Below are 21,592 nucleotides of genomic sequence, written 5' to 3' on the forward strand. Positions count from 1 at the left end.
TTAGAGCGGTGCAGTATCCGTGGCAGTGGGCAGCGGCACGCTTTGTTGCGCAGCGCGCTGACGGCGCCAGCCACGTTCGGAGAAATGCAGATAGACGAGGCCCGGTACGCCGAGCAGTAGCTCGCGCGTCCGTTTGGCCAGCGACAGGGCCAGCGCGGCGTCGGCCGGCAGACCCACGAGCGGGGCGAGCAGCAGGTAACCGCCTTCCTGCACGCCGAGCGAACCCGGCACGAAGAAGGCAGCACCGCGAATCGCCTGCCCGAGACTTTCAAGCAACAGCGCGTCGACCCAACTCACCGGATGCCCGATGAATTGCAGGATCAGCCAGACTTCGACGGTGCCGACGATCCAGCCCACGAGGCTGAGCAGAAAACTGGCGAGCACCTGACGGCGATGGCCGTACATGCGCTGCACGATTTCGTCGACGGCATCCGCACGGTCGAGCAACGACGACCAGTCGCGCTTGGACGACATCTTCGAGAGCATGCGGAACGCCCAGCCGAAGATGCCACGACGCTGCGCGACATAGAACGCGTAGAGGAGGGCGGAGACGAGCGCCGTGGCGAGCAACATCGGCAGCCATAGGCTGTCGCTGGTGCCCTGCGTCGCGCTGATGCCGAACACGGCCAGTCCCAGCAGGGCGAACACGATTTGCGCCACGGCTTGCAGCGTGGTGCTGACGGTAATGGCGGCGGCCGCTTCGCGACCGGCCATGCCGCGTTGTTTCATTTGACGCACCATCGCGATCGGGCCACCGATCTGCCCGGCGGGCAGCAGGCTGTTCACCGATTCGCCAACCCAGCGCGTGAGCGTGGCGCGGCCGAGCGTGCACGACTTCGACACCAGCACCTGAATGGCGGCGGCGTCGAGCACCAGCGGCACGAGGTGGAAGGCGGCGATGGGCAGCAGGCCCCAACCGGCGGCGCCCAGCGTGGACATCACCGATCCCGTACCCTGCCAGATCAGCAGGGCGACGAAAAGGGCGAAACCGAGGGTGAGTGAGACGATGGCGGTCCGGTTCATTTAGCGTTTCGTCCGTCCAAAAATCTGACGAAACACTTGCCGGAAACCGAAGTAGGCAACAGCGTCCTTCATATTGGAGATGAAGCGCTGCCAGGTGCCCATGCGCGGGTCGGTCACATACTCGAACGTGAGCGAAATGCGCTCCTCGTTATCGCCGAGCGGCGTGATCCGGTGATGCAGCTTGTCCCCGTCGAAGAACACCAGCGCGCCCGGCGGATACGCCACAGCGCCGTCGACTTGCGTCGCGCCGGGATTACGCGTGTGCAGCCGGTATTCGAGCTTGCAGCTCGATTGGTCGACCACGCCGAGCAGCAGCGTGTAGCGGCGCCCCTTGTAGTACGAGGTGTCATAGTGCCAGCCGATGTGGTCGCCCGGACGCGTGTAGTAATACAGCGCATACGCATGCGGATCTTCCTGCGGCGACGGCAGCAGCTTCTCACCGGCCAGACGCTCAAGGAAACCGATCAGCGCAGGCGAGCGGTACAGCTCGGCCACGAACGGGGCCAGCTCGTCGAGCGTATGACGGCTCACGCTGCCCCCCTGCTTGTGACCGGGCAGATAGTTACGGTTCACGCTCGGCGTGACGGTGCGCGCGGCGGCGATCAACTGCTCCGTGACCGACTGCGGCAGGAACTTCTCCATATAGACGAAGGCGTCCTGCGACTTGAACTCACGCGTGACGCCGTCGAAGTCCACGGCATCGAGGGCGCGTTCGATCTCGGCGTCTGCGGCAAACGCGGCGGGCGCCATCGGTGCGACCGGTGCGACCGGTGCCATCGGTGCGGCCGGGGCGGCTGCTGCGTTGACTGATTCGTCAGCCTTCACCGGCAGCGGACGGCGCATCACGCGCACGTAATCGGCCACGACCAGCAGTGCGAAGAGCGGTGCGCCGATGGCGGCGGCGATCAGGAAGCCGCGCGTGCCATCGAACAGCGTGACGAGTGGCATCAGATACAGCACGTCTTCGGTTTCGAAGCCTCCGACGGAGGCCTGCTTGGTCCCCGCCTTGCCCACACGCTCCTCAATGCGCATGCGCAGGAAGAAGATCAGGGCGACGGCGAAGCCAGCGATCCAGCCGAGCGCAGAGGCCGACAGCGGGACGGGCAGCGGGAAGTGACCCGGGGCCATCGCGTCGACACCCATGCCGATGCCACCGAACAACAGCACCGTGACGAAAGCGTCCGAAGCGAGGTCGTAAAAGTGACCGATCCGGCTCGTCTTGCCGCTGATACGGGCAAGCTCACCATCCGTGTGGTCGATGAAGTTCGAGAGCACAAGCAGCAGTGCGCCGAGATTGGCCATCGCATAGCCGCCCTTGGCGAACGCCCAGGCACAAGCGAGCCCCACGATCAGGCGAACCGTCGTGAGGTGATTCGGCGTCACGGCTGTATCCGCGAGCGGCGTGACCATCCAGCGTGCGAGGCGGGCGTCGTATTGACGCGGGCGCGGCGGCACGGGACGTGCGGTTTTACTTGTGGCCGACGCAGCAGCAGGCGCCGAAATGATTTTCGGTATCGTTTCCATGAGGGGGGAATATATACCCATAAAGCGGTAATGTGCAGTGCACTTAAAACACCTGTACTTACCGCGACAACCTTGGCGATTCAGGGCATTGACGCGCGATAACCGTTGCGCTGCACTGCGGGCTGAGTGTTCCGAAGGGTCTGCAAATACCCCTAATTACTACGTTAGGCGATAGGCGTTCCGAGTTCGCGATTATATTCCGCAATACTCTATTTCGCTTTAGAGCCACCCGGCGTCTATTTGACGCACCAGATTGCGCCGGATCGCCGTAATCCCGACCGTTTTGCCTTGAAAAACGACTTTTGGTCGGTATAGCGGCATTCAGGCGATACGCGGATAATGGCAATCCCGTCGCTTTTTTTGCGGTGTCTTCCGACCGCACTTCTCCCAATGTCCCAAACGATTGCCATTCTTACCGGTGCTTCCCGTGGTCTCGGCGCGTCGCTTGCGCGCGGTTTGCTCGCGCCCGGCACCCAACTTGTGACGCTGGCACGTCGCACGGACGACGAACTCGCCGCGCTGGCCAGCGAAAAGGGCGTCAAGCTCGAACAGATCGCCGTCGATCTCGCCGACACCACCGCTGCCGCCCAGACGGCCGAGCGCGTCTTCGCCTCGCTGCCGCGCGACGCCGGACGGTATCTGCTAATTAATAACGCCGGTACGGTGCACCCCGTCGCCAACTCGGCGGCGCTGAACGATCCGGCGGCCATCGGCGCGGCGTTCGCGCTGAACGTGACGTCGGTCATGTTGCTGACGTCGCGCTTTCTCGCGACCACGCAAGGGCTGACGGCTAAGCGCCAGATCGTGAACATCTCGTCGGGCGCGGGCCGCAATCCGAATGCCGGGTGGGCCGTCTACTGTTCGACGAAGGCCGCGCTAGATATGTATACGCGCGTGGTCAATGCCGAGCATCGCGAGCACGGCGTCCAGGCGATTTCGCTGGCGCCGGGTGTGGTCGACACCGGTATGCAGGAGACGATTCGCAGCAGCAGCATCGAAAGCTTCCCGGCGTTGGCACGTTTTCAGGATCTCAAGGTGAGCGGCAAGCTGTCGTCGCCGGAAGACGTCGCCCGTCGCATTCTGGCGCTGACCGAGCGCGACGACTTCGGTCAGACGGAAATCGACGACATCCGCAACTACGCTTAAAAAAAAACACCGGTCAGCGATTCAGCTGGCCGGTGTCGTTTCGGCGCGCGATGCGCACGATGCATTACGCCGATTACGCCGGGGGCAGGCTATTGCTCCGTACTGGTGATGAAGACGCTGCCGTTGCGCTCAGGCGCATAGAGAATCAGCGTGGGCGCGTGAATGTCGAAGGCGCGCTCGCAGGCTTCGCTGAACGAATCGAACTGCACGGCCCACGCGCCATTGCGCACATAGCAGTGCGTGACGGTATCGGTGCGCCGGTCGAATTCCTGCCCGAGAAACACGCCCTGCGTGTAGCACCAGACGATGAACCCGTGAAAGTCCGCCTGCTCCGGCGCGCGAAAGACACGCCAGCGGGCGTCGTCCCGTCCGGCCTGACGCGCCGTCGCGCCCGCCGCCCAACGTTCGAAACCGTCGTGTCGTTTGCGTTGCTCCATGTCGTCGTACCCCCTATGGGTGAACCGCCCTCCGGGTGCCGACATTCGACATCCCCGGGCGCGTTTTCATAGTCGGAATTTGTTCCCGGCATTTCTATCAGGCAATTCCGAAAGACGGCAGGGAATTTCTCCAAAGGGACGAACAGAGCTACGCAACTAACGTTTGTCATGTGGGCTTAGGGCCGCGCAACCGGCGCGATCTCAGTCGTCCAGATTTTCGTGGACGGCCGCGTCGCCGCGCCGCCAGTAGGCCGCTGCCTTCACCCATTTCGGGTTGAGCCCGCGCGCTTCGACCAGATGACGGCGTACCGCTTTCGCCACGCCTGCTTCGGCCGCCACCCACACATGCAGATCGCCTGGGGGCAGGCTGGCGACCTCAAGGGCGTCGATCAGTGCCGTGCTCTGACCGGCAGCGGCACCCTCGCGATAGATCCATTCCACGACCACGTCGGCTTCGCTCGTGAAGCGCAGGCGGTCGGCCGGGCCGTCGATTTCCGCGAAGACGAAAACCATAGCGCCAGCGGGCAACTCGGCCAGACGCCGCGAGATCGCGGGCAGCGCCGTGTCGTCGCCAATCAGCACGTAACCGTCGAAGTTCATCGGAATGACGAACGAGCCACGCGGGCCGCCGACACCGAGCTTGTCGCCCGGTTTGGCGGAGCGCGCCCATTGCGTGGCCGGGCCCGATTCGTGCATCGCAAAATCGATCACGAGCGTTTTCGACGCTGCGTCGTACTGACGCGGCGTGTAATCGCGCATGAGACGCGGGGCGTCGCCCGGCGCGGGCTTCGCCATGCCTTCGGGGCCGATCTGCGGCACGGCCAGTTCGCCGGTTTCCGGGTTCGGGAAGAATAGTTTGACGTGATCGTCGAAGCCGGGGCTGTTGAAGCCTTCCAGATCGTCGCCACCGAGCGTCACGCGCACCATGTGCGGCGTGAGTGCTTCTACGCTGCGCACTTCCAGCAGACGGAATCGGAGTTCATGGCGCACGCGCTGCGGCGTGCGATCAAGGGTGACGTTCGGTGCAGCGTTGTCTTGCATCAGAGTCGCTCCAGTTGTTGTGCAGCCGCGTCGAGAATCGCGGCAAACGCGTTGGCCTGCTCGGTCGTGAGCGGCTCGGCGCCCAGACGCAAATGCACGGCATATTTGAAGTTGTGCAGCGCGCGCATGACTTGCGGGGGCATGTCCTCAGAGCGCTCGCGACGGGTGGCCAGGCGTGCCAGCAGTTCGGTGACGGAGTCCTCGTTCTCGGCCAGATATTCGCGGCCGGTGTCGGTGATCTCATATGACTTGCGCTGACTGTCGCCGGTGTTTTCCTGCACCCGGATGTAGCCCATTTCCTCGAGCAGCGTGAGCGTCGGGTAGACCACGCCAGCGCTCGGGCTGTAGGTGCCGTTCACGCTTTCTTCGATGGCTTTGATCAGCTCGTAGCCGTGACGCGGTTGCTGCGAAATCAGGTGTAGCAGCACGAGACGCAGACCGCCGTGGCTGAAGAGACGACCACCGCCACGCCCCCCACGACCGCCGCGCTCCGAGCGCTCGCCACGACCTTCGCCCTCGCGACCGCCAAATCCGTCACCACCGCCGCGCCGTCCATGACGCCCACCGCGTCGTTCGTCGCCAAAATCCATTCTGTCCAGGTCCATTGGGCCTCGGCCCATGAAATCGCCACGTGATCCACGCATGGTGCGACTCCTTATCGATGTAGTTAAGACATGTTTACGATATATCTAAATTGCATCTAAAGCAAAACTATTTTTGCGGAGATGGGCTGGTGAATGCTCGAAAGCCTTGTGGAGTAATGGTTCTGGAGGTTTTTCGTCAGTGCGTTGCAAGACGGCACTGTCCGAAAACTATATCGAAATACCTATTTCGATAGTGGGGGCGGGCGGCGGAGGCGCATCGCCCGTCGCCGGGGAGATCCCGGACGATGGGCGATGAAAGCAGTGGCGGTGGAGTGTGCGGAGGGGGACTTACTGCAAGGGCGGCAGATCCGTCTGAAGCCACTTTCGATAGAGCTTGTTCAGTTCGCCGTTGGCGGTGTTGCGCGTGACGAAGTCGTTGACGCTGGCGAGCAGTTCCGGCTGATTCGGACGCAGTGCGATGCCCATCGCCTGTTGCAGCAAATTAAACTTCGGCTCGAACTGGTCCGGCGCACGCGTATTGATAACGTTTGCGACCGTCACCGAACAGCCGATGGCATCGACCTGACCGGAGAGCAGGGCTTGCATGGCAGCAGCGTCATCGTCGAAGCGACGGATCTCGGTGCCCGGCGGCGCTGTCTTCGTGACGGCAGTGTCTTGCGTACTCGCGCGCGCCACGCTCACTCGCAGCCCTTTCAAATCGGCGGCGGACTTGATCGACGTGCCTTTCTTGCCCAGCAGCAGGATCGTCGCGGCCGCGTACGGCTTCGAGAACTGCACCTGTTTGGCGCGCTCGGGCGTGATCGCGAGCGATGCGACGAGCACGTCCACTTTTCCCGAGAGCAGATACGGAATCCGGTTGGGCCCGGTCACCGGCACGATGTTCACCTTCACGCCGAGATCGTGGGCGAGCAACTTGGCGACGTCGGCGTCGTAGCCATCGGGCTGCGCCTGCGCGTTGGTCGTGCCATAAGGCGGAAAGTCGATCAGCATGCCGACGTTGATCGAGCCTTTCTTCTTGATGTCGGCCACGGTTTGCGCGTGCGCAGGTGTCACGAAAAACGAGGCGGTGCCCGTGAGCAGACTGCCGAGCGTGCCGCCCAGCGAGCCGACAAAACCGGCAGGCATTGCAGCAACGCCGAGTGTGGTGAGGAAATTGCGGCGCGACGTTACACCCGGAGAGTCGGGAGCATTGTAAGAATTCGGGTGATCGGCCGGATGCGATGAACGCGATACCGACGGCCTGGGACTTGTCGGGTGACGCGAAAACTTGCGGGTCATAAACGGATCTCCTGAGTTCGCGAAGACGTTGTCAGCGAGCGAGGGGCGTGCAGTGCCGTGCCATGTCGCGACGCGTCGTGTCCCGAGCGATGTTAGCGGTCGGTTCCGGATGCGTCCACTCAGCAAAAACCCCAGAGAAAACCCTTCGTGCGAGAGGGCCGAGGCATGCCGCGCGCATTGTTGAGGATGACGAAGTCAGTCGTCGGGGTGAAAAAAAACGGTGCCGAAGTATCGGCACCGTCTTCCGGGACTACTGTCAGATCCTGTCGATTCGCGCGGCCGTGAAGCTCATGGCAACGCGATGGCAAGATTTACTGAGCGGCGTCCTTCACCTTCTTCAGCGGGCGAACCTTCACGCGCACCGAAGCCGGCTTTGCCGGGAACCAACGCTCTTCACCCGTGAACGGGTCCTTGCCGAAACGCTTCGCCTTGGCAGCGATTTGTTGCGACGTGACCTTGAACAGGCCGTGCAGCGTGAATTCGCCTGCGCCCTTCTTGTGCAGAGCGCTGACGATCGTGGTTTCGAGAGCGGCGAGCACAGCCTTGACGTCCTTGACGGCGACAGCCGAGGTTTCGGCGATGTGTGCTGCGAGCTGGGTCTTGTTGAGTGCTTCCTTGATCGGCGAAACCTTAGCGGCTGCCTTCGGAGCAGCCTTCGGGGCTGCCTTCGGTGCTGCTGCCTTTTTCGCTGCCGGAGCCTTCTTTGCTACCGGAGCAGCTTTCTTCGCCACAGGGGCCTTCTTTGCTGCTGCTTTCTTTGCCGTTGCCATATCGATCCAATCGATGAGAATAAGAAAGTGCCGTCGGAGAACGGCCACCCGAATGATACGTCTTGCTGCGCCGACGATTCTACCTAAGAAATCGCTTTGTGCGAGTAGTGCGCGCATTATGTTGCGCGCTTGCCGCACAAGGCTGAGCGGCGAAAATCGCGACTTTTCGATTCGCTGCTTTCACGTGCCGGGAATTTCTTCTCGCGACGGCGAATCGGTTGTCCGGTTTTCACCCGTCTTTCAGCGCATTTTTCGACGCGAATTTTTACGTGATTTTTGCGCGGCGTCTGCCGGGCGATTCGATGCAAACGCCGCTTCGCGCGAAGTCTCAATCGTCCCGAAACCCTCAGAAACGCTGCATTTCGCAGGTCTCGCAACGTCCGTCGTCGTTGCACCAGGCGTCGGTGAGTGTGTTGCCGTCGGGGCCGAAAGTGATGTCGTGCTTCGCGCCGTAACTGCCTGCGAGTTGAAGACGATCGCCCGCGAGCGTGCCCTGCACCGTGGTGTGAACATTGGGTTCGACGTCGTCGACGCTGCCGGTCACTTGCGAACCGTTAAGTGCAAGCGCCATCAGTCGCGTCATCGGCTTGCCGAAAAGTCCCCACCACGGCGGCGCGTTCGTGCACAGACCGCGCCAGCGTCCCGAGGGATTTACCAGGCGCAACGGCGCTGGTGCACTGGTTTGCACGATGGCGGTGCCTGGCGACATTGGTGGAATGGGTGGCGTCACGAGCGTCGTGCCCGCAGGTGCGGGGGCGTTGATCGCTGCCACATCGCGGGCGACTTCCGGAGATTCGGACGTGCCTCCAGCGTTCACGGCGTTCAGTCCTGCGGTGTCGCCGATGGTGCTCGGCAGCGGCGTGTCCTTCGGTGCCGTCGCCGCGATGCTCGCGTTTTGCGCTGCGGTCGCCGGCGGCGCATAGGTGCTCACTGCCGATGCTGCGGGGGCCGAAGTTGCCGGGGCGGCTGGCGCGGGCGCAACACTGAAGGTGCCCGATGCACCGTCGACGCGTGCCATGTCGGCGCTCAGGCCGTCGTTCGGCACGGGCGCTGCGGCGGCCGCACACACGTGGCACGACATGTGCGAAAGACTGTTGCGGGTCAGCGGACGCGTGCCGTACAGACGCTGACTTCCTTGCGTGCCGTCACGCAGGATCGTGACGTAAGGCGTGTCGTCGAGCTGGTAATCGACCTTGGCGCAGGAGGGGGCATCCGTCATCAGCGTGACGTCGGCGGAAAACACGCCGTTGAGGGCACGTGTCGGAAGTACCGATACCGACGCCGAACAGTCGGCGATGATCTGCGCGCAGTTACACGCGGCGACCGGCGCACGCGCGGTGCCAGCGGTCTGTGCCTGAGCGTGACCGGCCGCGCCGAGTGCGCCCGCAACGAGCCAACCCGTCGCTAATCCCAAAAACTTGAAACCCCGCATGTTGTTTCCCCAATGTCGCGGCATATCCTATGCTGCGGATAGTCAATCAAAAGACGTCGGCTGACAATAGCCGAAAGCGGCGAAAAACAAGGAAGAAATGGCCCTGTTCGACGGATGACGAGGGGCCGCGCAACATTGTGGCGTCACGCAAAATTCGGATTCCTCTCGTATCGCGGCATCGATAGTGCGGTCTACACTGCGCAGACCGGCCCCCTTCATGGCGTTTTCAACGTGCTCTGCCGTTGTCCACTGGAGACCCTGCATGCCTGTCGACCGCACGCGCGACCCCGGCGATTCCGCTCACGCTTCTGAGCCCGCTTCTGAGTCCGCTTCTGAGCCCGCCTCTGAGTCTGCTTCCGTTCCCGCTCCCTGCACGTCTTCACCTACTTCCGGTTCTGCTTTCTCTGTTTCTTCCTCTGCGTCCCCCATGCCTTCCGCGAATCGTGTGCTCGCGATGCTCGCAGCGCTCTTCTTCGCAATGGGGCTCATTACGTCGCTGAACGATATTCTGGTGCCGCATTTCAAGGCGGCCTTCGATCTGACGTACCGCGATGCGGCGCTCATCCAATCGAGCTTCTTTGCTGCGTACTTCGTGGTGTCTTACCCGGCAGGGCAATACACCGCCCGCGTGGGCTACCGGCGCGCATTGGCTACGTCGCTCTGGCTGGCGGGCCTCGGCTGCGCCCTGTTTTTCCCGGCGACGGCGCTCGTCTCTTACCCGTGCTTTCTCGCGGCGCTCTTCGTGCTCGCGAGCGGCATCACGTTGCTTCAGGTCGCCGTGAACGCCTACGTCGAGACACTCGGCTCGCGTGGCGAAGCGGCCAGCCGTCTCACACTGGTACAGGCGTTCAACTCGCTCGGTACGACCGTCGGCCCCCCGCTTGCGGCGCTCTGGATACTCGCGCCACAGGCTTCCGGGATGACCGGTCACGCGGTAGACAGCGTACGCGGCCCGTATGGCTTGCTCGCGACAGTGCTGGCGCTCGGCGGCGTTGTGCTGTGGCGTCTGACGTTGCCGGAGCAGCGCGCGGACACCGCGGCATCGCCCGGTTTGCTCGGTAACGTTCGCAGCCTGTTATCGCACCGTCCTTTGCGTTACGGCATCGTGGCGCTATTTCTTTATGTCGGCGCGGAAGTGAGTATCGGAAGTTTTCTGATCGTCTATCTGACGCACACGGGCACGGGCATCGACGATCACGCGCATGCGAGCCGCTATCTGGCTTTCTATTGGGGCGGGGCGATGGTGGGCCGCTTCGCAGGTGCGTGGCTGCTGCGCAAGGTGTCGCCGGGCAAGCTGCTCGGTCTGTGCGCGCTCTACAACCTGATGTTGATCCTCGCGTCGCTGACGTTGCCCGGCGCGATTGCCATGTGGTTGCTGCTGGCATGCGGTCTGGGCAACGCCATCATGTTCCCGACGATCTTCTCGTTATCGGTTGGCGGGCTTGGCGCGCGTGTGAGCGAAGGCGGTGGCCTGATTTGTATGGCCATTGTGGGCGGCGCGATCCTGCCTTATCTGCAAGGAGCGCTGGCCGATGGCATTGGGATCGTGCTGTCGTTTCTGGTGCCTGCGCTGGCGTACTGCTACATCGCAGGCTTCGGGGCATGGTGCGCACGCACCATGCCGGAGATGGACGCATCGGGAGATGAGGCGACTGAAAATCAGCCTGGCTTGCCGAACGTGTAGCGTCCGAAAATGAACAGCACGTTGCCGTTGCCCTTACCGCCGGGAACGTAGGCGGTGGCGACGGCGGCGCGTCCGATGCCCACTTCGGCCAACGGCAGCGCAGCCGGGAAGGGGACGCCGCCGAGCGTGTCGGAGCGCGACATCAGGAAGACGGTGTAGCCCAGACCGAATCGCACAGGCCCCGCGTTCGCGACGTTCCAGATCCGGCCATAGCCTGCCATCGGCGACCAGTCGTTGTGCGAGTCCTTGAAGGCCATCGCATACAGCATGCGCGAGCCGTTCTTGCCGTCGGAGAGTACGCGTCCGTAGCCCAGACCCCACGGGTTCTCGTTGTACTGCGCGATCTTTTCGCTCGTGTACGCGAACCGCAGATGATGGGTGTGCAGCGGCACGTAAAGCTCGCTCGCCCCCTCGGTGGCGATTTCCCGAAACTCATCGGCAATGGCGCCCGTCCACGTCGAGACGACGCCGGGGGAATCATCGGCATGCGCGACAAGCGGTGTGAACGACGTAACGGCGCAGGCGATGCTGAGCGACGTCATCGAAAAGACGCGGGCACAACGAGACGCCTGCGACGCATGCGACGGCTGCGAGCCGGGCGAACCAAGCAGTGATCGAAGACGCGAACTCAGGCTGAGTGCGCGGCGGTGAAACGTCCGGGGAAGTGGGGCAAGCGGTGCGAGTGAAATCGATGGCGCGAGCCGCCCGGTGACTTGGGGGGTCGTAGTCATGGTTGAGTGAGCGTGTTGCGAAAAAACGTGCCGGTCGCGAGCGTCGGCGTCGAGCGAGAGTCTGGGGCGGCCGCGAATCTAAGTTGGAAGTCGCGTGCTTAACCGGAGCGCGGAGCGCGAATCCGGTGTTCCCTGGAAACTGTTCTCTAGACCGGGCTGAAAACGCGAAAGTTCGTCCTCTCACACTTTTTCATTCAATCTCACACGACTGCCCGTTGCGGGAGCAAGTGTTGACCGAACCTGCTGCGCGACAAAGAAGTCCTTTTACGTCAACGAGATACTGCGGATATCGACGCGTTATTCACCGGGTTGTGAACATTTTCTGTGGATAACGCGACGACGCAAGCGTGTGACCCGAAGACATCGTACTCGGCATGGGAAATTTCCCGGCGTGCTCTCGTCATGGCGCAGCAATTGCGCGCGACATTTTTCTCCCTTCCGATCAAGCACTTGAGCGAGCTATCCGCGAGTTGTCCACTGGCTTGCAAACAGATTCTGTGGATAACGAAGTGCGTCTGAAACCCGCGCCACGCCTCGTTTTACAGCAAGTGGCACAACTTTCGCGCGCGGGAAATCTTCCCTTTTGGATCAGTCACTTGCGATGCTTTTCCGCAAGTTATCAACGGGCTTGTGAACAAAAAGTGTGGATAAGCCATCGATTTAGATAATCTCAAAATATGAGATTGATGTTTACATATTGACATTTAAGTTCGGGCGGAATTACGATGCGGCTCATACCGGTGGACGGACACGTTCAGGAGACGACAGTGACGGAACGACGCAAACAGAAAGTAGCGATCATTGGCTCGGGCAATATCGGCACCGACCTGATGATCAAGGTGATGCGCAACAGCGAGCATCTGGAAATGGGCGCGATGGTCGGTATCGACCCGGCGTCGGACGGCCTGGCGCGTGCTGAGCGCCTCGGCGTACCCGTGACCGCAGGCGGCATCGACGGGCTGCTGGCCATGCCCGGCTTCGAAGACATCCGCATCGCATTCGACGCGACGTCGGCGAAGGCGCACGCGCATCACAACGAGTTGCTGCAAGCGCGCGGCGTGCAGGTGATCGATCTGACGCCGGCGGCGATTGGCCCGTACGTGATTCCGTCGATCAACCTCGACGCACATCTCGACGCCCGCAACATCAACATGGTGACGTGCGGCGGTCAGGCCACGATCCCGATGGTCGCGGCGATCTCGCAGGTGGCGAAGGTCCACTACGCGGAAATCGTTGCTTCGATCTCCAGCAAGTCAGCCGGGCCGGGCACGCGTGCCAATATCGACGAGTTCACGGAAACGACGTCCAAGGCGATTGAAGTGTTGGGCGGCGCGTCGCGCGGCAAGGCGATCATCGTGTTGAATCCGGCCGAGCCGCCGCTCATCATGCGCGACACGGTGTTTGTGCTGTCGGAGCCGGGCGATCAGGCGGCCATCGAAGCCAGCATTCAGGCGATGGTCGACAAGGTGCACGCCTACGTGCCGGGCTACCGTCTCAAGCAGAAGGTGCAGTTCGAGCTATTCGACGCCTCGCGTCCGCTCAACGTGCCGGGTCTGGGCAAGCTCACGGGTCTGAAGACCTCGGTATTCCTCGAAGTGGAAGGCGCCGCGCACTACCTGCCGGCCTACGCGGGCAACCTCGACATCATGACCAGCGCCGCGCTGGCCTGTGCCGATCGCATCGCCGCCACCCGCCTGGCGCTCGCGGCCTGAACGTCGCACGCGCTATCAGGAGACACACCTCATCATGACCCAGAAAAAGCTCTATATCTCCGACGTGACGCTGCGCGATGGCAGCCACGCGATTCGTCACCAGTACAGCATTGCCAACGTGAAGGCGATTGCCGCCGCGCTCGACCGCGCCAAGGTCGATTCCATCGAAGTGGCCCACGGCGACGGCCTCGCCGGGTCGAGCTTCAACTACGGCTTCGGCGCGCATACCGATCTCGAATGGATTGCCGCCGTGGCCGAGACGGTCACGCACGCCAAGGTCGCGACGCTGTTGCTGCCGGGCGTGGGCACCGTGCACGACCTGCGCGAAGCCTATGACGCCGGTGCGCGCGTGGTGCGTATCGCCACGCACTGCACGGAGGCTGACGTCTCCCGACAGCACATCGCCTATGCGCGCGAGCTGGGCATGGACACCGTCGGCTTCCTGATGATGAGCCACATGACCACGCCGCAGCATCTGGCCGAGCAGGCCAAGCTGATGGAGTCGTACGGCGCGCAGTGCATCTACGTGGTGGACTCGGGCGGTGCGCTGGGCATGAACGATGTGCGCGATCGCTTCCGCGCGTTCAAGGACGTGCTCAAGCCCGAAACGCTGACCGGCATGCACGCGCACCACAACCTGAGCCTCGGCGTGGCGAACTCCATCGTTGCGGTGGAAGAGGGTTGCGACCGTATCGACGCGAGTCTGGCGGGCATGGGTGCAGGGGCAGGGAATGCGCCGCTGGAAGTGTTCATCGCGGCGGCGTCGCGTCTGGGCTGGAACCACGGCTGCGATCTGTACACGCTGATGGATGCAGCCGACGATATCGTGCGTCCGTTGCAGGACCGCGCAGTGCGCGTGGATCGCGAGACGCTGGCACTCGGCTACGCCGGCGTGTATTCGAGCTTCCTGCGCCACGCAGAAGCCGCTGCGTCGCGTTACGACCTGAAGACCGTCGACATTCTGGTGGAACTGGGCCAGCGTCGTATGGTAGGCGGTCAGGAGGACATGATCGTCGACGTTGCGCTCGACTTGATCAAGCGACGCGCTGCGTAAATAGTTCGTGGCATCTCCGTGCCAATGCCGGCCCCTCGTCAGACGGGGCCGGTTTTTTTATGGCCGCGCCTATCCCTTCGCCTACCCCTGCGCCTATCCTCGCGTATTGCCCGACCAGCCCAACTGACGGCTGATCTGCGCCGCAGCGTTCTTCACGCTGGGCACGAGTTCCTGCATGCGCTCGCGGCTCATGTACTTGGTCGTACTCGACACGCTGATGGCCGCAACGATGCGCTGGCTCGCGTCATAGACGGGGGCGGCGACACAGCGGATCTGCGGCGTGTCGTCTTCGAGATCGAAGGCGTAGCCCAGACGTGCATAGTCGTGCATGCGCGCGAGCCATGCCGCCGTATCGATCGGATGCGACGGCACCTTCGATTGATAGTGCTCAAGCTGTGCCTGCCACTCGGCCTCGTCCTGATCGAGCAACAACGCCTTACCGACACCCGTGACGCAAATCGGCTTGCGTCCGCCGATGCGCGAGCTGATTTCTACAGCGCGCTGGCCGGGCAGCTTGTCGAGGTACATGACTTCCCAGCCGTCGGCGACCGCGAGGTGCACCGTGTCTTGCGTCTCGCTCGCGAGTCCTTCAAGCGTCGGTCGTGCAACACGCGGCAGGTCGATCTGCCGATAGGCGAGAAAGCCCAGTTCGATGAGCTTATTGCCGAGCCGATAACCGCGACGTGGCTCGAAACGCAAATACCCCGCGTGCACCAGCGCCGACGCAATGCGATGCGTGGTCGACGGCGTGATGCCGGTGTGCGCCGAGAGCGCGGGCACGGTGTCGATGCCTGCGGCGACCGCTTCCACGATATCGAGGCCGCGAAAGAGTGTCTGACTGGCGAGCGTGCGAGGGCGTTCGGCCTCCGGTGCCTTCGGCTTGGCCATCAGGCACCTCCGAGCGCCAGCAGGCGCTCGTACACGTAGCACTTGAGCGCCACGTAATGCGACGGTTCGAGTACAGGTAGTTCGATACCGTGCAGATGACCGTCGTCGCCCTGTTGCACGCCGCGAATCGTTCCCGTCGCTTCGATGGGCATATCGATGTCGCCAACGCGCACGCGAAACGCCAGTTGTACGCTGTCGCCGGGCGCGCCCAGCGGCGTGTCGGCGAGCAGCGAAACGCCTTCGGCGCTCACGTCCTGAAGCAATGCCAGATGCCGTGCTTCGGCAGCGCTCACGGAGACGACCAGTTTGGCGGGCACGCGTTGCGAGCGGCGCAGCACCTTGCGACGGATTTGTGCCGGTGCCGACAACACCACGTAATCAAACGGCGTGCGCTCGACGCGCTCGACCGTGCAAACGAAGTGATAGATGTCTTCGCCGGAGAAAGTCCACAGTTCGAGGCGCTCGCTGGCTTGTAGCGTCGGCGGGGCGGCGCGGCCCGTGGGGGCCGTGACGAACAGCATCTGATTCGGCGCATGGCCAATCACGCGCGTGCGCACACGCTGCGATCCGGCACCGGGCGGCAACTGAATTTGCAGCCAGTCGCCGGGACGCAGATTGAGGTCGGCGAGTCCGTACTGCGGCGACGTAGCACCGCTGGCCGTGGCCGCGTTGTCAGTGGGTGCTTGCGTCACTGGCGCCGCATCGGTGGGCGCGACGGCTGCCGCGTCGTCTTCCCCGAGCGTGGCCACGCGATGCGGCGCGAACGACGAGAACAGCCAGTCGCGGCCCGCTTGCGACGGCACGATATCGCCCTCGGCCAGCAGCGGCTCGCCATTGCGGTCGACGATGGCCCAGGGCAGGGCTTCGCCCAGCGGGATCTCGTCGGGCGTCAGCGCAACAAGCGGGAGCCCCTGCGCCACGGAAGCAGGCGAGGCAGGCACGGAAGACGAGACAGGCACCGACGTCGAAGCGACGGACGGTTGAGCAGGTGTGTTGGTAGACATATCGATTCAGCGAAGTGGGCGCTCGCCGGAGTGCCCGGGACGACCGCAGACGTCAGTGTGGCGAAAGTCTACCGCGACGCATTGGCACTTGGCGAGAGGGGACGCGATTCGCTTGTCCCGCCTGACATGCACAAACTGCGTAAGTGGGTGCTCGCTGGGGTGCCGATGGAGGGCATCGTACGACGCGTGACGTCGCCGGTATTCCGGGGCTTTCCCGCGTATCCGCCCGACAGGACGCCGCGCGTTCGTTGTCGTCTGCCTATAGTCGGCGGTTTGCCGGGATGACCGGCGACGTTCTGGCAGGGGGATGCGATGTGGTACCAGCAGAGTTCCAGGGCTAGCGGCTGGGGGCCGGGGTGGGGAATGAGCGAGCGCGCCGAAGCGGGGATCGCGCCGGCGGGCATGCGCGAGGAGGCGGCGTGCCGTCGTGCCGAACGGGCCGACTTCGGCACGCGCCTCACGCAGGCGTCGAATGCGGCGCGTCATGAACGGCTGAACGCGCAAATGCATGGACACGTAAGTGGGCACGCCGCAACGCGTCGCGTCGATCCTCACCTGTCAAAGGCGTTTGCGCACGCGTGGGCTGGACTCTGGCTGAGCTCCGGGCCGTGTCAGCACTTCTATCGCAAGGAGTTCGATCTGGCGCATGCACGCGACGCGCGTCTCGCACAGAGCACGCAACAGGTCGATGCGATGTTGGCGCCCACTCACGATGGTGATGTTTCAGATGGGGCTGACGCGAGCATTGAGCGCATCGGTGCGGACATCACCGCCTGGCTGGACACCGTTGCCGCGACCGGCCGCAGAGGATGGCACTTTCGTGCGGCACGTGATGCCATGTCGCTCGTGGGCAATCTGTCGTTGCTCGCCGTGATTGCCGCGTGCCTGTACCGGGAGCGAGATGTCGACGATGAGGCGTCGCAGCCCACCGCTCGCGGCATCACGACCGCCAACACGCCATTCGGCGTACCGTGGGCCGACTGGTCGTTGCTCGCCTTCGAAGGGGTGAAGGGGGTACTCACACAGTCGCTCGGTTCGCCGACGCTGATCCGTCATCACGCGGTGGACGAAATCCTCAAACGCATGGATGCCGGTTGTCGTTTGCTCGAAGCGTGCGTGCTGCTACCGGCGAAGCCGCAGACATCGTGGCGTGGCACGCTGAGCAACCTGACGCGTGCGCGCGACGTCGCAACACTCTTCACATTCGCCAACTCGGCGGTGCCTCCCGCGCGACTGGGGCTGTGGGTGCCATCATGGTTCTCCGGGTCATCGTCCACGACCGACGAGTATCGCGGCATCCTGCGCGTGGCCGGGCTGATGCTCGACTCCTGCCGCGCGGTGACGAGTCTGCTTGGCACGTGGGCACGTAACGAAGCGTTCACGATCGACACGCAAACGCTTACGCAACGTTGGGAGGCGCTGTCCACCCGATTGGCAGACGTCGCAACGGACGATGTGGCAACGGTACAGCGCCGCGCCGCGCACGTGACACAACTGGCCCGACATTGCGACACGCCATTGCTGGCGAAGATTGCGTCACATCCGACTTTATGCGAGTGCTTACTCGCCTCTGCGCGCGACTTGTCGGCCAGCCAGATCACGGTGGCGTGCAGCGAGTTCGACGTGCCGTGCCATGCGTCGTGCGTCGATGGCCTGAACTACCTGAGCCTGAGTCCCGCGGAGAATCCGTGGGGCCAACGCTGGACCGGCGACGCCTGGGAAAGCGTCGCTGCGACACCGGCGCGCGCTACGTATCGCTTGTTGCTGCTGTATCAGCATTGGAGCGCAGCGCTGCTGGAGCGGGTCGTGGGTGCGTCGCCGTGTCATGGCGACGAGGAGACGGCCGTCAGGGAGCGGAGGTCAAGTGCGTCGCCACATGCGGGCGCGATACGCGTCGACATGGAGTCGACATGGCTCTGAGCGTTTGACGTGATGGCGATGCGCGCAATGCCATCGCCATCGTCGCACGCTCACCGACCTTAGAACTGAATCGTTGCCGTGATGGAGTCCTTATAGGTGTCCGGCGCCGGGGTGGAGGGTTGCGCAAGAATGCGGCCGTAGATCGTGATCGGTACCACGAGCCCGGTGCCGGTGCCGACATAGGTCGACGTGCCGCCCGTGCCGTCGCCCCACGCGGTGGCATAAGTCGAGTTGGTATAGAGCTGATACGGAATCGTCGCGCCAAAGTTCTGGCCTTTCAGCGTGCGCGCACCGACTTGCCCGCTCACACCGCTGCTCAGGAGAATCTGATACGCGTCGTTGTTCGTGCATTGCACGGCAAGCGAGCCTTGTGCCGTCAGCGTATTGCTTAGCGTGGTCGACGGTCCGAACGTGAGGCCCGTCGCGTTGATCGTGCACCGGTTGATCACCGTGACGTTCACGGTAAACCCGTTCGTCGTACCGTTCGAAAAGCCCGACGTGCCGCACGCGGGGGCGACCAGCAAATAGAACTGATAGGACAGCGTGACGGTGCTTCCCGCGTACGTCGCGGAGTAGACGGTGTCGCCGTTGTTGGTACTCGGCACGGTGGTCTGGTTCGCCGCGATCTGTGTGTAGATGTCGATGTTCTTACTGTCCGTGCCGCCAAGAATCGAATTGCTGAACGTGGTGGACAGCGCGGTGGCCGCTGTGGACCCCCAAGGCGTTGCGTGTCCGCTGTCGGTGTACATGTTGTACGCAATCGTGTTGCTGCCATTCACCAGCGTGCGCGGCGACGTCCCCGAAAATGTCACGCAGATCTTCACATTCGGCACCAGATTGATCGCGCCCCAGGTGCAAGTGACCTTGACCGTGCCAGTCGTCGTCAGTGCGGTGCCTGTGATCGGGCTGAAGGCGGGCAGGGCAATCGTCGGCGCTCCCAGCGAGCAGGTCTGAGCCTGTGCAGTGGGGGCGGCGAACAAGCCCATCACAAAAAGGATCGAGAGCAGGACGAAGCGTTTCATCGATCTCTCCCCGACGGTCTTGCTGAGGCGGGTTTGCCCTGCGGCGTGCAAACTAGCGGCCCGATCCGTGCCATCGCGCCCTGAACGGCCGGATCGTAGGCAAACGTCACGACACATGTGCCGTTGTTCTGCGAAATCACTAGCGAGTTGTCGGGCAGCAAGGCGTCCACGAACGTCTGGCCGTCGTAGCCGACAACCGTTTGCGCGCCCGTTTCACGATGCGTGACGCGTGCACCGACCTGCAACGGCGCGCCGTCCGGCGTGACCAGCGTGATGAGCGCGGCGCGGTAGCGATGCACGGGGAATGCGACGAGCACCCCGGCCCCGGACTCGGGAATGACGGTGCGCGCGGCGGGCGAGATGCGCATGTCGGCGGGCAGGTCCGTCGGGTCGACGCTGAGACGGTTGATCTGATACCCGTTGAGATCGGGGATGACGAGATTGCCCATGCCGTTGGTGCGTCCGACCGGGAGTTGTTCGCGCAGTACGGGCACGCTGGCGTCGTCGTCCGTCTTGACCAGCGCGAAGCTGTCGTAGATGCGCCGTGCCGGATACAGGCCGCCATCCATGGCGACGACCGCCCCCGACAGTCCGAGACCGACACGTGTCTGTCCGTCGTACGTCTGTGCCTGTGCCGACGCCTGTCCGTAGCGCCCCAGATACTGCGCCTGCGCCTGACCGATGCGCACGCTGTCGTTTACGCCGCCCAGCACATTCCATCCCCATCCGCCGCCATAGTCGGGCGTGCGCGTCGCCCCGGCGAGGGCCTGCGTCGAGCCTTGCTGTCGGGCCAGAGACACCGACCCGACGGTATTCGGACCGAGGGTAAAGCTGAGCATCGCGAACACACCGTAGCTGCGGCGATTCGCAAAATCCTGAAACGCCCCGAGGTTGAGCGAGCCCAAGACCCGCACCGGCCAGGAGACGTTGGCCGACAGCACGCGCGACGTTGGGAAATCGGGGCCGCGCATGCCGATGTAGCTCAACGACAGCGTCCGGTTTTCCCAGAACGGCGTGGAGATGGTGACACGGTCCATGGCCGTCGGCACGCCCGAGCCGCCGAGCGTGGCGAGATCGCGGAAGTCGCCGATGGTCCGCTGAAACAGTGAATCGAACGAGAAGCCGCGCGACAGATATTGGTAGCCCACGCCGATCTGCGCGCCATTGCGCTTTCCCGTGGAGCCGGACAGCGAGCCGCTCAGAACCCCATAGCCTGACATCGACACCAGCGCACCCACGCCTGCATTCACCAGTCCCGACGAGCCCTCTGCGTGATATTCGGTCGTCAGCCGGTCGGACACGCCGTAGCGGTACGCCGCCGACGCGGCCACACGATGCTCATAGCCCCACGATCGGAAACCGTAGTCGGTGCGCGGCACGCCTGCTTCGAACAAATAGCTCGACAGTCCCGCCGCCAGCATGCGGGTGTCGATATATAACGGCACGTTAAGGACGCTCTCGCGCCCGAGCGCATCGCGTGTGACGACCGTTGCCTGAAGATTGCCGATCAGCCCCGGCGTCTCGCGAATCACGAACGGACCGGCGGGCACGCTGCCGCCAAAGCGCCGGATACCGTCGAGATAGACGTCGACCGACGAAGGGACCGCCGCCGAGCCGCCGAGTGTGGGCACGGGGAACGTGACGAGGTCGGGCCGCAGGGCGAAGTTCTTGCGCCACTGCACACCCGCCATGCGAATCGAGCGCGACCACGCCAGCGAACCCGAGATCGTGTCGCCCAGTTGCAGGCTGCTCATCTCCACGGGATTGTCATGACGCCAGAACGTGTCGTAGCGCAGATAGGCCTGACTCCCCGAGTACGTGTCGAATACGCCCGTCTGGCTGAACACGCCGCCCGGATGAAAGTACCGGAACTCGGTCCAGCTGGAGGCGCGCGTAGTCCGGTCCCGCTCGAGCAGCGCGTCGTAATTGAACACGAAGCCGCGCGACGTCATGGCGTTCGCCGCGCGCGGTGCGACACGGCCGATCTGGAACGGCACGCGCAGCGCATCGGGCACGTCGATGTCGATGCTCTGTCGCGCAGCGTCGTAGCGATATTGCACGCCACCGATCCTGTCGAGCGGCACTTGTGCGTCGCCGGAGACGCTGAGCTGACTGACGTCGATACCGAGCGATTGCAGGTCATCGGCTGCGGCGCTGAAACGCCCGTCACGCAGGATGAAGTGGGCGATGGCCCCGGTCGCCGCACCGTTGACGGAGACGTCGAGATAGTAATCGGCGGGCATGGCGTCGGCGGCGGTTGCGTCCGGCACAGGCGTGAGCGCGCCCGCGAACACGCTCGCCATCCTCGCCAACCATATGAC

General features: G+C 63.4%; 18 protein-coding genes and 1 pseudogene. 5 read left to right on the forward strand and 14 right to left on the reverse strand.

Annotated elements, in window-relative coordinates:
• The 3 genes and pseudogenes from NTU39_RS08440 to NTU39_RS27005 all read right to left on the reverse strand — a co-directional run.
• Positions 1-1,023 (reverse strand): flippase-like domain-containing protein, encoded by a 1,023-nt coding sequence (locus NTU39_RS08440; protein ID WP_150665722.1) that lies wholly within the window; start codon positions 1,021-1,023, stop codon positions 1-3.
• Positions 1,024-1,866, reverse strand: a complete 843-nt coding sequence (locus tag NTU39_RS08445) for a HalD/BesD family halogenase (protein ID WP_373275395.1) — start codon at positions 1,864-1,866, stop codon at positions 1,024-1,026.
• A pseudogene (locus NTU39_RS27005) lies at positions 1,846-2,433 on the reverse strand (CDP-alcohol phosphatidyltransferase family protein); the annotation flags it as partial. The gene NTU39_RS08445 and the pseudogene NTU39_RS27005, both read right to left, overlap by 21 nt.
• A 504-nt stretch (positions 2,434-2,937) precedes the next feature.
• Here NTU39_RS27005 and NTU39_RS08455 point away from each other — a divergent pair.
• Positions 2,938-3,693: an SDR family oxidoreductase gene (locus NTU39_RS08455; protein WP_257959656.1), complete on the forward strand. Its 756-nt coding sequence runs from the start codon at positions 2,938-2,940 to the stop codon at positions 3,691-3,693.
• A gap of 89 nt (positions 3,694-3,782) precedes the next feature.
• Here NTU39_RS08455 and NTU39_RS08460 read toward each other — a convergent pair whose 3' ends face one another.
• The 6 genes from NTU39_RS08460 to NTU39_RS08485 form a co-directional block, all read right to left on the reverse strand.
• On the reverse strand, positions 3,783-4,130 hold the full coding sequence (locus NTU39_RS08460; RefSeq protein WP_257959657.1) for a hypothetical protein: 348 nt from the start codon (positions 4,128-4,130) through the stop codon (positions 3,783-3,785).
• 201 nt (positions 4,131-4,331) lie between these two features.
• Positions 4,332-5,171 (reverse strand): siderophore-interacting protein, encoded by an 840-nt coding sequence (locus tag NTU39_RS08465; protein WP_150665719.1) that lies wholly within the window; start codon positions 5,169-5,171, stop codon positions 4,332-4,334.
• On the reverse strand, positions 5,171-5,776 hold the full coding sequence (locus tag NTU39_RS08470) for a PadR family transcriptional regulator (protein WP_246184690.1): 606 nt from the start codon (positions 5,774-5,776) through the stop codon (positions 5,171-5,173). Before NTU39_RS08470 ends, NTU39_RS08465 begins: the two co-directional genes overlap by 1 nt.
• A 327-nt stretch (positions 5,777-6,103) precedes the next feature.
• Positions 6,104-6,901, reverse strand: a complete 798-nt coding sequence (locus tag NTU39_RS08475; protein ID WP_150665872.1) for a transporter substrate-binding domain-containing protein — start codon at positions 6,899-6,901, stop codon at positions 6,104-6,106.
• A gap of 464 nt (positions 6,902-7,365) precedes the next feature.
• Complete coding sequence (locus NTU39_RS08480; protein WP_150577330.1) at positions 7,366-7,824, reverse strand: HU family DNA-binding protein; 459 nt, start codon at positions 7,822-7,824, stop codon at positions 7,366-7,368.
• Between the two features lie 346 nt (positions 7,825-8,170).
• Positions 8,171-9,256, reverse strand: a complete 1,086-nt coding sequence (locus tag NTU39_RS08485; RefSeq protein WP_257959658.1) for a hypothetical protein — start codon at positions 9,254-9,256, stop codon at positions 8,171-8,173.
• A gap of 427 nt (positions 9,257-9,683) precedes the next feature.
• Here NTU39_RS08485 and NTU39_RS08490 point away from each other — a divergent pair, with 427 nt between their 5' ends.
• A complete protein-coding gene (locus NTU39_RS08490; protein ID WP_257959659.1) occupies positions 9,684-10,940 on the forward strand; it encodes a sugar MFS transporter in 1,257 nt (418 codons plus the stop codon).
• Here the strand turns inward: NTU39_RS08490 and pagP are convergent.
• Complete coding sequence (gene pagP / locus NTU39_RS08495) at positions 10,916-11,482, reverse strand: lipid IV(A) palmitoyltransferase PagP (RefSeq protein WP_174984961.1); 567 nt, start codon at positions 11,480-11,482, stop codon at positions 10,916-10,918. The genes NTU39_RS08490 and pagP overlap by 25 nt on opposite strands.
• A gap of 914 nt (positions 11,483-12,396) precedes the next feature.
• Here pagP and NTU39_RS08500 point away from each other — a divergent pair.
• Both NTU39_RS08500 and dmpG read left to right on the forward strand, forming a co-directional pair.
• Positions 12,397-13,383 carry an acetaldehyde dehydrogenase (acetylating) gene (locus NTU39_RS08500; protein WP_170836280.1) on the forward strand — a complete coding sequence of 329 codons (987 nt, stop codon included), beginning with the start codon at positions 12,397-12,399 and terminating at the stop codon, positions 13,381-13,383.
• A gap of 34 nt (positions 13,384-13,417) precedes the next feature.
• Positions 13,418-14,437: a 4-hydroxy-2-oxovalerate aldolase gene (dmpG, locus tag NTU39_RS08505; RefSeq protein ID WP_150665714.1), complete on the forward strand. Its 1,020-nt coding sequence runs from the start codon at positions 13,418-13,420 to the stop codon at positions 14,435-14,437.
• Between the two features lie 93 nt (positions 14,438-14,530).
• Here the strand turns inward: dmpG and NTU39_RS08510 are convergent, their stop codons facing one another.
• Together NTU39_RS08510 and NTU39_RS08515 are read right to left on the reverse strand one after the other, a co-directional pair.
• On the reverse strand, positions 14,531-15,325 hold the full coding sequence (locus tag NTU39_RS08510; RefSeq protein WP_150665713.1) for an IclR family transcriptional regulator: 795 nt from the start codon (positions 15,323-15,325) through the stop codon (positions 14,531-14,533).
• Positions 15,325-16,329, reverse strand: coding sequence for a flagellar brake protein (locus NTU39_RS08515; RefSeq protein ID WP_150665712.1), 1,005 nt, complete (start codon positions 16,327-16,329; stop codon positions 15,325-15,327). The genes NTU39_RS08510 and NTU39_RS08515 overlap by 1 nt, the downstream gene beginning before the upstream one ends.
• 363 nt (positions 16,330-16,692) lie before the next feature.
• Between NTU39_RS08515 and NTU39_RS08520 the strand changes: the two genes are divergently transcribed.
• A complete protein-coding gene (locus NTU39_RS08520; protein ID WP_150665711.1) occupies positions 16,693-18,249 on the forward strand; it encodes a hypothetical protein in 1,557 nt (518 codons plus the stop codon).
• Between the two features lie 59 nt (positions 18,250-18,308).
• On the opposite strand, the gene NTU39_RS08525 is transcribed toward NTU39_RS08520, so the two are convergent.
• Together NTU39_RS08525 and NTU39_RS08530 are read right to left on the reverse strand one after the other, a co-directional pair.
• Positions 18,309-19,271, reverse strand: a complete 963-nt coding sequence (locus NTU39_RS08525) for a Csu type fimbrial protein (RefSeq protein WP_174984958.1) — start codon at positions 19,269-19,271, stop codon at positions 18,309-18,311.
• Positions 19,268-21,574 carry a fimbria/pilus outer membrane usher protein gene (locus tag NTU39_RS08530; protein ID WP_257959660.1) on the reverse strand — a complete coding sequence of 769 codons (2,307 nt, stop codon included), beginning with the start codon at positions 21,572-21,574 and terminating at the stop codon, positions 19,268-19,270. The genes NTU39_RS08525 and NTU39_RS08530 overlap by 4 nt, the downstream gene beginning before the upstream one ends.
• Positions 21,575-21,592: the final 18 nt, after the last annotated feature.

The sequence above is a fragment of the Pandoraea commovens genome, assembly GCF_024704525.1.
Lineage (GTDB): Bacteria > Pseudomonadota > Gammaproteobacteria > Burkholderiales > Burkholderiaceae > Pandoraea > Pandoraea commovens.

What these genes read in the sequence shown, in the direction of transcription:
- NTU39_RS08440 (WP_150665722.1), bottom strand. Translation starts at nt 1,023, where the DNA reads ATGAACCGGACCGCCATCGTCTCACTCACCCTCGGTTTCGCCCTTTTC.
- NTU39_RS08445 (WP_373275395.1), bottom strand. Translation starts at nt 1,866, where the DNA reads ATGCGCCGTCCGCTGCCGGTGAAGGCTGACGAATCAGTCAACGCAGCA.
- NTU39_RS08455 (WP_257959656.1), top strand. Translation starts at nt 2,938, where the DNA reads ATGTCCCAAACGATTGCCATTCTTACCGGTGCTTCCCGTGGTCTCGGC.
- NTU39_RS08460 (WP_257959657.1), bottom strand. Translation starts at nt 4,130, where the DNA reads ATGGAGCAACGCAAACGACACGACGGTTTCGAACGTTGGGCGGCGGGC.
- NTU39_RS08465 (WP_150665719.1), bottom strand. Translation starts at nt 5,171, where the DNA reads ATGCAAGACAACGCTGCACCGAACGTCACCCTTGATCGCACGCCGCAG.
- NTU39_RS08470 (WP_246184690.1), bottom strand. Translation starts at nt 5,776, where the DNA reads ATGGACCTGGACAGAATGGATTTTGGCGACGAACGACGCGGTGGGCGT.
- NTU39_RS08475 (WP_150665872.1), bottom strand. Translation starts at nt 6,901, where the DNA reads ATGCCTGCCGGTTTTGTCGGCTCGCTGGGCGGCACGCTCGGCAGTCTG.
- NTU39_RS08480 (WP_150577330.1), bottom strand. Translation starts at nt 7,824, where the DNA reads ATGGCAACGGCAAAGAAAGCAGCAGCAAAGAAGGCCCCTGTGGCGAAG.
- NTU39_RS08485 (WP_257959658.1), bottom strand. Translation starts at nt 9,256, where the DNA reads ATGCGGGGTTTCAAGTTTTTGGGATTAGCGACGGGTTGGCTCGTTGCG.
- NTU39_RS08490 (WP_257959659.1), top strand. Translation starts at nt 9,684, where the DNA reads ATGCCTTCCGCGAATCGTGTGCTCGCGATGCTCGCAGCGCTCTTCTTC.
- pagP (WP_174984961.1), bottom strand. Translation starts at nt 11,482, where the DNA reads ATGACGTCGCTCAGCATCGCCTGCGCCGTTACGTCGTTCACACCGCTT.
- NTU39_RS08500 (WP_170836280.1), top strand. Translation starts at nt 12,397, where the DNA reads ATGCGGCTCATACCGGTGGACGGACACGTTCAGGAGACGACAGTGACG.
- dmpG (WP_150665714.1), top strand. Translation starts at nt 13,418, where the DNA reads ATGACCCAGAAAAAGCTCTATATCTCCGACGTGACGCTGCGCGATGGC.
- NTU39_RS08510 (WP_150665713.1), bottom strand. Translation starts at nt 15,325, where the DNA reads ATGGCCAAGCCGAAGGCACCGGAGGCCGAACGCCCTCGCACGCTCGCC.
- NTU39_RS08515 (WP_150665712.1), bottom strand. Translation starts at nt 16,329, where the DNA reads ATGTCTACCAACACACCTGCTCAACCGTCCGTCGCTTCGACGTCGGTG.
- NTU39_RS08520 (WP_150665711.1), top strand. Translation starts at nt 16,693, where the DNA reads ATGAGCGAGCGCGCCGAAGCGGGGATCGCGCCGGCGGGCATGCGCGAG.
- NTU39_RS08525 (WP_174984958.1), bottom strand. Translation starts at nt 19,271, where the DNA reads ATGAAACGCTTCGTCCTGCTCTCGATCCTTTTTGTGATGGGCTTGTTC.
- NTU39_RS08530 (WP_257959660.1), bottom strand. Translation starts at nt 21,574, where the DNA reads ATGGCGAGCGTGTTCGCGGGCGCGCTCACGCCTGTGCCGGACGCAACC.